Origin of the sequence: Moraxella lacunata (assembly GCF_900453205.1) — a bacterium.
In the GTDB taxonomy this organism is placed as follows: Bacteria; Pseudomonadota; Gammaproteobacteria; order Pseudomonadales; family Moraxellaceae; genus Moraxella; species Moraxella lacunata_B.
Genome location: NZ_UGQU01000004.1, coordinates 126,398 through 140,616 on the forward strand (window position 1 = coordinate 126,398; position 14,219 = coordinate 140,616).

5 protein-coding genes are annotated in these 14,219 nt (G+C 44.9%); all 5 read left to right on the top strand.

Translation table 11 applies throughout. The features are described from left to right. Positions 1-64 precede the first annotated feature (64 nt). The 5 genes from DX073_RS13045 to DX073_RS13065 all read left to right on the top strand — a co-directional run bounded on the left by DX073_RS13045 (position 65) and on the right by DX073_RS13065 (position 14,172). The gene (locus tag DX073_RS13045) at positions 65-8,218 is read left to right on the top strand and encodes an Hpt domain-containing protein (RefSeq protein ID WP_115008442.1); all 8,154 of its coding nucleotides are present in this window, start codon (positions 65-67) and stop codon (positions 8,216-8,218) included. 30 nt (positions 8,219-8,248) lie between these two features. Continuing rightward, positions 8,249-9,358: a chemotaxis response regulator protein-glutamate methylesterase gene (locus DX073_RS13050; RefSeq protein ID WP_258556967.1), complete on the top strand. Its 1,110-nt coding sequence runs from the start codon at positions 8,249-8,251 to the stop codon at positions 9,356-9,358. A gap of 127 nt (positions 9,359-9,485) precedes the next feature. Next, positions 9,486-9,986 (top strand): hypothetical protein, encoded by a 501-nt coding sequence (locus DX073_RS13055; protein WP_115008443.1) that lies wholly within the window; start codon positions 9,486-9,488, stop codon positions 9,984-9,986. A gap of 84 nt (positions 9,987-10,070) precedes the next feature. Then, positions 10,071-10,598, top strand: coding sequence for a cytochrome b (locus DX073_RS13060; RefSeq protein ID WP_115008444.1), 528 nt, complete (start codon positions 10,071-10,073; stop codon positions 10,596-10,598). 571 nt (positions 10,599-11,169) lie between these two features. Next, positions 11,170-14,172, top strand: a complete 3,003-nt coding sequence (locus DX073_RS13065; RefSeq protein WP_115008578.1) for an autotransporter domain-containing protein — start codon at positions 11,170-11,172, stop codon at positions 14,170-14,172. Positions 14,173-14,219: the final 47 nt, after the last annotated feature.

Genomic DNA, 14,219 nt, shown 5'->3' on the forward strand with positions numbered 1-14,219 from the left:
CCATGTCAAATGATGATTTAAAAAATGGCACAAGCCAATTAAAGTATTGTTTTAGGATGATAATATGATTAAGCAGTCCAATGAATTAGTGGCATTAGAATGGCTGATTGACCCGTTAAACCAAGAATTTCAAGCATTGCACGCCCATGCAGCCCCGTCAGCATCTGAGATGTTGGCTTATTTTGCTCGCCAATATGGTGTTATTGGCAATGTGCTTGTCATGGCAAATCTGCCTGAGTTTACCAAACTTGCCAAAACCATCGGTGAGACTGCTGAGCATTTTGCAAAAACGGGCAACCCTGCGGTTTTGGCACCAAAAATCATCTACGCCAGCCATCTGTTGCAACATGAGATGAATCGCTATGCCACCACAGGTTTTTTGCGACGTCCTTTACTAAATTCACGCATTTATTATCTTAACTTGGTAGGGGCTCATGTGGGCGGCAAGATAGACAAACAAAGCATCTTGCAGTCGGTGGTTCATGAACGGTTTAGCGAGCAAATAGACCTAAAAGTGGTGCAGTCAAGCACGTTGGATGACAAAAGCTATCAAGAGATTAATCAGGCGTGGCGGGCGTTGGCAGGACAGCTTATTCAAAGCGGGGTCAATGGCGAGCAACTGACCAAACTGCGTAATCTTAGCACGCATTTGGCAGGAGCGGCGGTGGAGCCTGTGCTACAAAAGCTATGGCTCATCACGGTACTATGGCTTGAAAACATCGCATTAAACACCAAGCCGTTGCCATCTTATTATGCGCATATCTTGGGCGAACTTGATCGTGTGATTGCTTTTCAAAAGGCAGGCATTGCCCCAGAGCTTGAAGCAAGTATTTGGCTTGAAAATGTTATTGCTGATATTTATGTAGTACTTGCTAATCTAGACGTGTTAAATGAGCAAGCTCAAAACCTCTTAAAGCATCTCAATGAGATTTTGGCAGACGACCAAGCTTTCTTTCCCCATGTATTGGCGACCGTGGAGGGGCTGGTATTTTCGTTGGCGGACAACAAGATTAAGATGGATGTGCTACACGCCTTGCAAGAGCAACTGTCAGCACGTGGTTGGTCTTTCTATGCCCGTTATGTGGAACAAATCATTAGTGATGCAACCACCGCCCAAAGCAGTGATGAGATGTTTGCCCAAATGCAGTGGCAACTCAACACTCAGCTCCAAGATTTGTATACTGCCATCGCCAGTACCGCCGAGGTTATCAACACCAAAGGCGGTCGTCATGATGACATTGTTGCCAATGAGCGAGATGTGCTTCGTGAAGTTCGTATCTTAATAGAAGAAGTCAAAGATAAGTTCTCAGATTACCTAAACCATAAACAAGCCGATAAACTGCCATCATCTAAGAATTTTGAGTTACTGGTTAAAAACTTTAATGACCTAGGGTTGTTTGATGCGGCGACAGTGGCAACAAAAATTGCGGGGGTATTTACCCTGCTCCAAGAAAAATCACCAAATCATATCCCATGGCAAATCGCTCATAAGACTGCCGAGTGTTTGTCCTTGTTTGAGATGTTCCTTGATAATTTGGCACAACAAGTATTTGACCATGCTCTACTCACCCGAACAGAAGAATGCACCGATGATGCTCAAAGACTACTGCTTGATGCCAATCTAAGCGAGCCTGAACTGTATGATGTGGAGATGGCACGTCACTCTGCTCATCAGCATGCCACGGTTTATGATGACGCAGGCGAACACGTCCCCACTTTGCCATCACAAACAAACCTTGACGACGCTCAAGGTGGCATCCAAGATGTTTTGGATACAGACACAAATACAAATGTGGATTTGGGATTGGGTATTGATGTCAATCTAGGTGTTAATGATGGGCAAGACGGCGAAGCAGAAGATGGGCGAGAACTGGCTCATGATGTCGTCTTTGAAAGTCAGATGGTGGAGCCGTCTGTGCAAAAAAATGCCCAAGATGAAAATCAAACCGAGCAGGTTATTGATGATTTTGAGTTAGATGGTACATTGACCATCGATGAGTTGCCAGCGGATGACATGTCTTTGGATGATGCCAAAGCAGAGAATGATGTTGATGTTATTGACGTTAGCATTGATGGCATGCATGATAAGACTTTGGATGAGATTGGTTTAGACATTCATGATGCTCATAAGACAGCCACCATAACACCTGATGAGAGTACTAATATCAGTCATCAAGTCGCCCAAGACAACCAAATCAGCCAAGATGATTTTGATGATTTGTTTGATGATACGCTTACCTTTGATGATAATTTTGGTGTTGATGACATCAAAACACCCACAAAGAGTGAAACAGTCGACTTTGATGTGGCAGATGACGAGCTGTTTGATGATATTTTTGTTGATGAACCAGTTTTGGCAGTCGGTCAAGTAGGCGACCAAAGCCAAAATCCACGCTTAGATGATGACCCAGTCCAAGATGAGCCACAAATCATCAATCATTTACCTGATGAAGATATTGAGTTGGATTTATTTGATGACAGTATTGCATTGACCTTGGATGATGAGAAGCTTGACGACGATGAGCTTATGGTGGATGAGTTGCCCGACCAAGAGTCTCACACGGCAGAAGATGGTGTGTATGCAACCCAAAAAGAAGATGAGATTTTATTGTCTGATTATGTCAATGAAGGCACGGTGGATAATGTTGTACCAAGTCTTGCAAGTAGTGAGTTATTGACTGATGAGCTACCTGAAAATGGCACCAACGAAGATGAGATGGTTGTCGATGGTGTAGATGTTGCTCAAGCCGACAATAGCCAAGATTTGCCAGATCAAGATGTGTTTGATGAAGTTGTCTTTGATGATGAGATGATTGGCGAAGCTGATGTTATTTTTGACGATATAGATGATGCAGATGATACGAATAATATCAATATTGCTGATATTGCCGATGAAAAACTTGCCCAAAAAGAGTCTGATGAGCAAGTGGCAGTTCTTGGTGAGACAAAACAAGACGTAGCAGAGGGGCAGGCTACAGATGGTCTAAGTGAGGTTTATCTTGCTGCCAAAGCAAGCCTAAAAGAAGATGATTTTAGCCATGATGAAGAATTCCGTGAGATTTTCATTGAAGAAGTCGATGAAGTCATGGAAGAGATGCACACGCACCTACCAAAATGGCAAGCTGACCCCCAAAATCTCAAACCTTTAAAAGACATTCGCCGTAATTGGCACACCCTAAAAGGCTCAGGGCGTATGGTTGGGGCGTTTCAAGTGGGTGAGACTGCTTGGGCAATTGAAAATATGCTTAACCGTGTTCTAGACGAGACGGTCAAAGTCAGCCCTGATGTGGTGGCCATCGTTAGTGAGACTGCCGAAATTATCCCTGTTATGGTGCAGGACTTTGCAAGCAGTCAGCCCCCGAGCGTGGATAATGCACTGGTAGTCATGCGTGCCAATAATATCTTGGCGGGCAGACCCATGGATGAAGGCAGACCTGACCTAGCAGGCGAGAGCATAGAAGATGAGGTGCAAGACGAACCACTAGTAGAGCCAGTAGAGACAGACGAGTTGGTCAGTGATGATGTGGCAGATGACAACATCATGATTGGCGAGAATGACGATGAGCCTATTGGTGATGAGTTGGCAGATGCTGATGAGATTGAGAGCGTGTCTGAGGAGGTTGTTGATGATACCACCAATGATGAGCAAGACCAAACAGCGGACATGCCTGCGGTACTATTGCCATTTATCGAGACTGCCAAAGCAACCACGCATGAGCCGATGGAGGTCGATGAAGACATTCGCGAGATTTATATCGAAGAGGCAGGCGAGGTCTTAGAGACCATCATTCCGCTTTTTGATAAATACCAAAGCAGTCCTGACAAAGGCACGCTGACTGACATCCGCCGTGGTTTTCATACACTAAAAGGCTCAGGGCGTATGGTTGGGGCGTATGAGCTTGGCGAGCTGGCTTGGTCGATTGAGAACATGCTAAACCGTGTCCTAGATGAGACCGTGCCGATGGATGATGGCATGCAGACCCTCATCGGTGACGTGTTGGGCGAGTTTGGTGCGTTGGTGTCCATCTTTGAATCCAAATCAGACGATTACCCTGCCAAGATAAAACTGTGGGAGGCGGTCGCTCATGCTTATAGCAAAGGGCATGGTAAGGAGTTTGACTATCGCACATTGGATGCAGCTGATGGGTTGGACAAAAACGCCGATATACAAAATGCCAATACAGAAGACGGTGATGATATTGACAGTGTTGCCGATAATGGCGCTTTGCAGTCATTAGATGATGGAGTATTGGTGTCTGAGCCTGTTTTGGTGGAGTCATCAGTAGAAGGTGAGTTAAATCAAGACGTCATCAATGACAAAACCACTGAACAAACAGACCGCACCCAAGATGATGAGACTGACAAGAAGACTAAGCCCACTCACGAAGCACTTAGTTTGGTGGAGCAGGCAGGTCAGATCATGTCTAACACCACGCCAAGCAGTCCTGTAGATGATGAAGAGGATATGCTGTGCCAAATCTTTATCGAAGAAGCCAGAGAATTATTGGCGGAGGTGACAATATTTTTAAATGCACATGAAGCAGATGCTCAGACACCCGTGGACAATAAGGTGGTGCGTGCATTTCACACCTTGCGTGGAGCATCAGGCTTGGCACCACTGGTGGCAGTGGGTGAGGTGGGTGCTATTATTGAGCGTGGTTTGCAAAGTTTGCAACATCATGATGCACCGATGGGTGATAAACACAAACAAGCACTCAAAAATGCAGTGGCATTTATTGATGGCTATCTTGATGCCTACAACCAAACCGATGGCGGTCTTATCACCGCCCAAGAGTTGGGGGAATTGGCTGAGGATAAGCAAGAAATTGAAGAGTTGATGCTTGATGAGACTAATGTTTATCATGTAGAGAGTCTGATTGATGGGATTGATGAGCTGCTTGATGCTGAGCTTGAATTGGAGGGCATGAGTGTCAAAGAACAAAATGTGATTTGTGATTATGCCAAAACACAGCTTGCTCAGATTGACATGCTTTTAGCACGTACGCAAGATTTGCTAAAATTTCAAAGCCTGCTTGCGTCCTTAAAGCCTGCCTATGAACTGATGGCAGAGCATGCCGAACAAGCCAAAGATGACAGTTTTATTGACGCCTTGCTTGCGGTTCATCATGAGCTCATTGGGCTCTTTGACGCCATGGCAGGTAGCATGGCGTTAACGGTGGATAAATCAATTCTAAATAACCTAAGTATCATCACGTTAGAGCGAGAGAATTATTATCAAGAGCTTGGCAATACTCTAAAAGAGCAGTCTAAGATTAAAGAGGATGCCGATTCATCTAAGGCATCAATTGATGAGGGGGTATCACAGTCTGATTCTCAAGCACCTATTCGTTTAGAGATGATTGCCACAGATGATGAGCTGTTAGAAATCTTTTTAGATGAGGCGTTGGAGCTTGATGCTGAGGTGACTGAAGTTTTCGGTCAATGGCGAGATGATAAGGAAAATCTTGACCATCTAAAAACCCTGCAAAGACATTTGCACACCATAAAGGGTGGAGCGAGACTGGCAGGTATTAGCAGTATTGGTGATCTAACTCACGAAGCAGAGAGTGTATACGAACGCTTTACCAATAAACAAATGACCGTCACCGACCCGTGGGTTCGCACCATGCAACGTGTGCAGGATGTATTATCCTTGCAGCTAGATGCGGTTAAAAATACCAAGCAGTCTTTCTTTGCAGATAATACCATTGCTGATTTACAGGCTTATTTATCCGCAGGAGAAGTGCCAGAGGGGGCTGTGATTGCCATTCCTGTGCTTGATGCCAAAAAAGAAGAGAGTGCATCTGCCCAGCCTGCCACACCTGAGCTTGATGAAGAAGCCAGATACCAAAGTTTTATTAAAGACTCTTGGCAGGGCAACTTGCCTGACAAAGACATCTTGGGTGTATTCTTAGAAGAAGCTAAAGAGCTTGCTGAGAGCAGTAGTGAGAACTTTGCGGCATTTCGTAATAACACATCGGACGTGGCAAGTTTGCAAGCATTGCAACGTAAGCTACACACCATCAAAGGTGGAGCAAGAATGGTCTCTGCCAATGGCGTGGCTGACCTCGCTCACGAGATGGAAACGGTCTATGAGGACTTGGGTAACCGCCGTCTGCCTGCAACACGTATGGTGGCAAATCTACTCTTTGCCTGTCATGATTGGATCACATCAGCGGTTGGGCTGCTAGAACATAACTACAACCCACCTCGCCCTACGCCGTTAGTAGATGCTTTGCACCGTTTCATCAAAAACCCCAATGACCTAAACGAAGTGCCTGTGGTGTCGCTTGAGAATGAAATTGATTTCATCAATGAATATCAAGCCTTCTTGGCAGAATCAAAAAATACCCGTGATATCAGCCGCATGCCACCCATGAAAGGTGTGTTTGGAGAAAGTGTGGACAGTAGCAGTAACAATGAGATGATTCGTATCTCAGCCCCACTGCTTGAACGCATGATTAACTTGTCAGGCGAGGCGGCGATTAACCGTGCTCGTATTGACATGAACCTTGCTAGTATCACAGACAGTATCGAGGAGATGGGGGTTACGGTTCAGCGTCTGTTTGACCAGCTACGTCGCATGGATATTGAACTAGAAGAGCAGATTCTGGCACAGATTGATGATGGTACGTTTGATGAAGATTTTGACCCCTTGGAGATGGACCAGTATTCGTCACTTAACCAGTTGTCCAAATCACTCTCGGAGTCAGCATCAGACTTGCTAGACATTAAAGCGACCATGCTAGATAAGACCCGTGATGGTGAGAATTTGCTATTGCAACTGTCACGTACCCAAGCGGACTTACAAGACAGTCTGATGAATTCACGGATGGTGCCATTTTCACGACTGACCCCACGCCTCCAACGCATTGTGCGTCAAACCGCAAGCGAGCTTGGCAAGAACGTGGAGCTGACGGTAATTAACGCCGATGATGAGATGGACAGAAGTATTCTTGACCGCATTACATCACCGCTAGAACACATGCTTCGTAATGCTGTTGATCATGGTGTTGAAATGCCTGCTAAGCGTAGTGAGCTTGGCAAACCATTAACAGGTCATATCACGTTAGAGGTGCTACGTGAAGGGGGTGAGATGGTTATCTTGCTGTCTGATGATGGGGTAGGCGTGAACGTAGAGGCGGTGCGTAATAAAGCCATCAGTCAAGGACTGATTCACCCCGACGAACAGCTTGCTGATAACGACATCATGCAGTATATCTTTAATGCAGGTCTGTCCACCACAAACAAAGTAACCCAAATCTCAGGTCGTGGCGTGGGTATGGATGTGGTGCGTACAGAGATTCGTCAATTGGGTGGTTCGGTGTCAGTGGAGTCGGAGTTTGGTAGGGGCTCTCGTTTTATCATCCGTGTGCCATTGACAGTATCTGTGTCAGATGCACTCATCGTGCGTGTGGCTGACCGCCAATACGCCATCCCGCTGGTGCAGATTGAGCGTGTGGTGCAGATGAATGCCACAGAACTATTAACCTATCATCAATCGGGCAATAACACCATCAAGATTGATAATAAAAACTATCGTTTGCGTTATCTTAATGAAATCTTAACAGGCAATTATTTTAATGAGATTGTCTCGGGAGTGAGTTTGCCTGTGATTATCATCAAAACTCAGACAGGGCAAGCCCTTGCTTTGCAGGTAGATGAGATTGTGGGTTCTCGTATTGAGATTGTGGTCAAGCCATTAGGTCGTCAGCTTTCTAACCTATCGGGAATCTCGGCGGCGACCATCATGGGTGATGGCTCGGTCATGCTCATTCTTGATCTGTTGGCACTCATGCGTACCGCTCAGGCGAAACGAGAAAACAAAGAGGTGGAACCTGTCGTCAGCCGTCGCCATCTCATCATGGTGGTGGACGATTCTGTAACGGTACGCAAGGTAACATCTCGTTTCTTAGAACGTCAAGGTTTTGAGGTTATCGTTGCCAAAGACGGTGTGGATGCCATTGAGATTTTACAAGACAACATGCCCGATTTGATGCTACTTGACATTGAGATGCCACGCATGGATGGTTTTGAGGTCGCAACGCAGGTACGTCACAGTCCCCGTTTGAGTCATTTGCCAATCATCATGATTACATCACGAACGGGCGAAAAGCATCGAGACCGTGCCTTCGAGATTGGTGTTAATGACTACATGGGTAAGCCGTTCCAAGAGGTGGAGCTTTTGGAACGTATTGGCAAACTGCTAAACATTTAGCGGTTCGTTCATGAAAGATGATGGTGGGCGATGGAATCTAACAAAGATGTGTCGAAACAAAGACCTTTGAGTGTGGCGGCACAGTACTGGCAAAGCAAGATTGGTGTTAGTCCTACTTGTCAGCACTCGGATGTTGATGATATTTGCACCCATCAAATCATGCCATCTGATGAGCAGATTAAGGACATAAAGGTCATTGTGGTAAGTGACCAACGCAGTCAGCGACTTGCTTTTGATGATGGTTTGCGTGAGGCAGGCTTTGACGTTATTGGCTGTTTTAGTACCGAACAGCTTGATATAATGATAAAGTCAAAATTGCCCAAAGCGATGGTATGGCTAGTGGAGCCACCTTTATTGGATGGGTTGCAGGCACTCATTGATGGTCATAAGCCACGCCTGATGTTGGTGGGTTTTCAAGAGGCTCCCAATCCAAAGCATGATGAGAGTTATAAAAAATGGCAACGTTCACTGCTACGCCGTCTTTGCAACTCGCTTGGCATGCCCATGATAAAGACTACGGATAAAAAATCCACGACCATCTCCCATGTGTCTGTACGCCCTTGGAAATACGTGCTATTTTTGGGAGCATCGATGGGCGGACCTGATGCTTTGAAGATATTTTTGGATAACATCTCCCCTGAGTTGCCGCTTGCCGTTTTAATTGCGCATCATTTTGATAAAGAGATGATTCATGGTCTGCCAAAGATACTCACTCGCAATAATGACTGGCGATGTCGGGTAATTGGCATCAGTCAGCGATTACAAACGGGGACTTGCTTGATTGCCCCGATTGAGCAACAAATCGTCTGTGACAGCGAAGGGCGAGTGATTTTACTCGATAAGCCGTGGGAGGGTGAATATCAGCCGAACATCAGTCAGCTCCTTAAAAACACCAGCGACGTGTATGGCAGTGAACTTATTGGCATCATATTCTCTGGCATGGGTGATGATGGTTCTGCCTATCTTGCCCAAATTGCCCAAAACAAAAGTCACCTATGGGCTCAAAGCCCTGAGAGTAGTGGTTGTCCCAGCCAGCCCCAAGCGATGATTGATTCAGGATTTTGCCAATTTTTTGGGACACCTTTGGAACTTGCCAAGCGCATCAATCACATGCTTCGGGGTCTTAAATATTCACAATGACAAACAGTGACGCCCTAAATTCGCTTTAAGCGTGCCATCAAATGCATCACGGATGGATGATTCTTGGCAAAACAGCATGATGAATATTAAAGATAGTATCATCATTTACCATTGATTGAGAATAGTTATGAGAAAAATTCAAAAACACCAGTTTGAACCTGTAAGCTTGCTTACCGCTGAGCATGGTACCATTGAGGTGACCGCCATTCCTGCCATCGGTCAGCCTGATTGGTTGGTGCCAACCGCCCTTATCATGAGCGTGGACGAATACCATGAGCGAATCTGGACATATCTGTGGCGGGGTCAAGAGGTCTCGGTGTATCATCTGATTCCCAAAGACATTGAGGCGGACAAGCTCATCGTCTTAGAAGGTAACTCGGACGTTCACCGTTTGGCACTACAAACCGCAGGCGAACTAACCACCAGAAGGGTCCGTATCTCAGATGTGACAGATATTGTTCTAAGTGATGAAGAGATTGCTAACATTCAGCTGTCCATTCCTAATCTACCTAACCGTGAGCAAAGACAAGAAAACTATCTGTACCAAGCGGTCATGCTAGATGGCGAGATGTATGTCGTGCCTGATTTGGACTTAATCGCTCACCGCTTGGTGGATTTGGACAGCTGATTTACCAAAAAGCTACTTTTGTCTTATAATTTTTACCAAAAACTTCGTTATAATAAAACGAATTTTTTATTTAGGGGAATTATCATGACCACGCCAGCCACAAGCCAGCCGACACGCCACACTGACAAATACAGCCTTGCCACTCGCATTTTTCATTGGATAGGGGCGTTACTCATTATCGTGGCATTTGTGATCATTAATATGGGCGATGAGTATATCAGTCTGCACAAATCCATCGGCGCGAGTTTTTTTATTTGGACGATTTTGCGTATCATTAACCGCTTTATCGCCAAAGCCCCACCGCACCCGCCCATGCCAAAATGGCAAACGGCGATAGCCCATCTGACCCATCTAGGCTTGTATGTTGCCATGCTTGCCATGCCTATTACAGGTATGCTCATGAGTATGTATGGCGGTCGTGGTGTGAGCGTGTTTGGGCTGTTTAGTTTCCCGAGCGTGGTCGGTATTGACAGAGAGATGGCAAAGGTGATGAACGGACTGCACACAGGGGCGGTGTTTTATGTGTTGGTGTTTCTGGTCATCGCCCACGTTGGCGGGGCGTTGTATCATCAGTTTGTGATGAAAGATAATTTGATAAGTCGCATGAAGTAAAGTGTCAATGTAATGGTAAAAAGCCCCAACATTTGTTTGGGGCTTGTTTCTTTTCGATGAAAAAATTGATGGTATCTATTAAAAGAATATCCTAATGGTTAGTGGTGCTTTCTAGGGTAAAAAGTGCCATGGTTTTTGTAGCAAGACTCAATTTCATTGGCTGTAATTTGGCTTTTTACTCTTTGTAGTCAAACAAATTTGAAATAAGACAAGGAAAACGAGCGAAGTTGTATAAGTAGTACTACGAGCGAGTTTGACACAGTATTATTTCAAAGTTGGCAGACTATATTGTTGCAAGAAAGTGGCTTGATGTACGCTCATTGAAATTTACATGAGATTTTAAAACATCAAAGCAATCCTTGTACTGCCTTTTATGTGAAAAATAATACCTTTTATCTTAGCGTCGGAATTTTGAACGATATTTGTAGGTTTTATGTGATATAACTATGTTTGCTGTTGTGTTTATGTATGATTGATGCATGATTTATACAATAGTGTTAATCCACGTCTGTGAGCTGTGCTTGATTAACATATCTCATCTTTTGGCATTTTTATAGAAGCAGGAGTTCCCATGAACCACATTTATCGTATTATCTTTAATCGCAGTTTAGGCATCTATCAGTGCGTGTGCGAATTTGCCAAAGCGTGTGGCAAATCATCAGGTAAGATTTTTAAGGTCAGCGTACTGGCGACCGCAGTAGCAACGAGTGGCGTAGCGGTGGCTGATGATTTTTTCTCTGATGCCAATTCTACATTTATTGATGCGAATGTCAATGGTAATCAAACTTATAACAAGCCCTACATTGTCATCGCCTCAAAGCCTAGTGATGATGTAACCATCACCCTTAACGAGGGCGAGACCTTTAAGCATACCTCTGTTGGCACGGAATATGAGCAATCTGGTGGCGGTGCTGAGCCAGAACGCATTCCTCATGCGGTTCTTATCGGACAACGAGGCAAAGCTACGGTAAACGCCAATGGAGCTATTATTGATATTGCTGATGTACTTTTATTAGGCGAATCATCAAATTCTAATGCTAATGATAGTCATGGTGCACTCAACCTAACAAATGGTAGTCGCTTAACTGTTAAAAATGGTATACAGGTTGGTGAGAATGGATATGCCAAATTAAATCTTGATGGCAGTACTTTGACCACTAAGGAGTTATGGCTGAGCAATCCAGACCATTATGTACACCCAGCACTTGCTGGTATTCAAGCTGAGATTGAGGCTAAAAATAATTCAACCATTACTGCCAATGAACGTCTTGTCATTGGTGAATCAGGCAGAGCCTCGTTTAGACTTGCAAATTCGATCTTAAATACCGGGATCTTGAAACTGGGCGAAGAAGAAAAGTCATTTCATGATAATGGAGAAACAAAGGCTATTTTTGGTCATGGCGAGCTTTTTGCTGATAAAAATTCAACAATTAACGCCAAGCAGGTTTATGTAGGCAATGAGGGTTATGGTTACATCGTTCTTGATGATAAATCCAAATTGACCGCTGAGCAGGTTTTTGTTGGTGGCAACGGCAGAGGGGTTGTTAAAGAGTATGATAACGATAACGCCATTATTTCCCTAAGAAAAGGTTCAAGTATAAAGACAGGTTACATTGGTCGTGGAAATCTTGATAATTCTGGTACATCAAACATTTATATTGATGGTGGAACAATAATCATCACACAGCCAACAACATTATTTGAAAATTTTAGAGATGAAGATCAAGTGGGTATTGGCGGAGATGACATTGCTTATGATTTTAGTGGTATTGGTAATGATGAGACCATTCCAGGAACTGGTGGTGCTGTTTTCGATACCAATGGCTTTGATGTATCCATTGCCTCAGCAGTCAAGCTGGTAGATGGGGTAAGCACTTACAATCCTAGTACCAATCTTGGTGGTTTCTACAAAACAGGCAAAGGTACTTTAACAGCTCATGGTAATACAATATCAGGGCTGGGTAGTGATATTGTTATTGGTAATGGCACGCTAAACATTAATGGCGACTATGCCATGAAAAATGGTCAGACCCTTTATCTTGATATAAAAAGCAGAGACGATTATAGTAAGTTAAATGCCACAGGCACACTTGATATCGCACAAGGTAAATTAACCGTTCTGGCTTCTGATGTTGTCAAAAATATTATTGCAAACAGTAGTGCCAAGTGGAATGAAGTGGTTAAGGCTGGCACGCTAAATGGTCAGTTCCAAGCATTTAATGTGCTAGACAATAAAGGTAATGCCATTAAGACTAATCTTAACCCTCAGTACGATGGCAATGTGGTTAATTTGGTTGTTGATAAAGATAATACAACCCCAACACCTGTGCCAACTCCAACCCCAACACCTGTGCCGACTCCCACGCCTGTGCCAACTCCAGTGCCAACTCCTGCCAATGGTGTATTTGCTCATGCCGTCCAAAACACCCATAAAACCGCAGGTTTGCAGATAGCAAGCGTGCTTGATAAAGCGGTTGCCAGCTCTGACAGCGAGCTGGGTAAAACCCTTGTTGCCCTACAAACTGTGGCAAAACTTGATGATGAACAACTAAGCCAAATCGCCGAAAATCTCCAACCTGCGATTAACGCCCAAGCCCCTACTGTCATCAACGAACAGCACAACCTAGCCACCACCGCAGTTACCGACCGCATCTTTACCACCCGTGCTGACATCACACAAGGCTCAGACGCTGGCGGACGCTCGCTGTTTAAACGCAGTGATAATCTGTCAAACTCTGTATGGCTACAAGCCGTTGGACAAAAACACAAAGCCGATGAGCGAGGCGGTTTTGCAGGCTTTGACGGCAATTCGCACGGCTTTGTGGTGGGTACAGACGGCATGGCAAGCGATGATTTGCGTCTGGGTGTGGCACTGGGACACTCCGATAGCGACATTGACAGCACAGGCACTTCGGTTCGCCAAAACCTACAAACCAAACTCACTCAGGCTTATGTTTATGGCGATTATGGGCTCAATGATGACACCAGTATCAACGGCTTTGTGGGTTATGGTCGTGCCAATATCGAAACCGAACGTGATATTAACGTGGCCAATGTCTTTGAAGGCAAGGCACGTGCCGACTATGATGCCAAAATCAGTCAAATCGGCATCGGCATTGACCGCCGTATTGGCACCATCAACGACCATGTTTCGCCATTTGCTCAGCTTCGCTATACTCGCCTAGCCAGCGACGGGTATACAGAGACAGTCCATGGCACTGATTTAGTTGGGAACTTTGGTGTGAGTGTGGCAAAACGCACTGACAACATCGTCCGTGCCACCGCCGGTGTTCACTTTGCCAAACCCATCAATGACAACACTCAGCTTATCGGTAGCGTGGCAGGTCATTTAGAAAACGACCATCGACCCACCATCAGTGCTTCATTTAATGGTCTGTCCGATGTTAGCTTTAACCAAACTGCCCAAAAGAATGACAAATTCTCAGGGTCGCTCGGTCTAGGCGTACGTCATCAGCTAAGTGCCAATACTGAAATTTTGGGGCAATATCAAGGAGAATTTAGCAAAAATACCAGCACTAATGGCGGTACAGTCGCTATCAAGTGGAAGTTTTAATGCTGTAAAATCCTTGATAATGACACCAATCTTGCAACCTTAGTCGT

Bases quoted from the DNA above. Each gene is read 5' to 3' on its own strand.
- DX073_RS13045 (WP_115008442.1), top strand. From the start codon at position 65: ATGATTAAGCAGTCCAATGAATTAGTGGCATTAGAATGGCTGATTGAC.
- DX073_RS13050 (WP_258556967.1), top strand. From the start codon at position 8,249: ATGGAATCTAACAAAGATGTGTCGAAACAAAGACCTTTGAGTGTGGCG.
- DX073_RS13055 (WP_115008443.1), top strand. From the start codon at position 9,486: ATGAGAAAAATTCAAAAACACCAGTTTGAACCTGTAAGCTTGCTTACC.
- DX073_RS13060 (WP_115008444.1), top strand. From the start codon at position 10,071: ATGACCACGCCAGCCACAAGCCAGCCGACACGCCACACTGACAAATAC.
- DX073_RS13065 (WP_115008578.1), top strand. From the start codon at position 11,170: ATGAACCACATTTATCGTATTATCTTTAATCGCAGTTTAGGCATCTAT.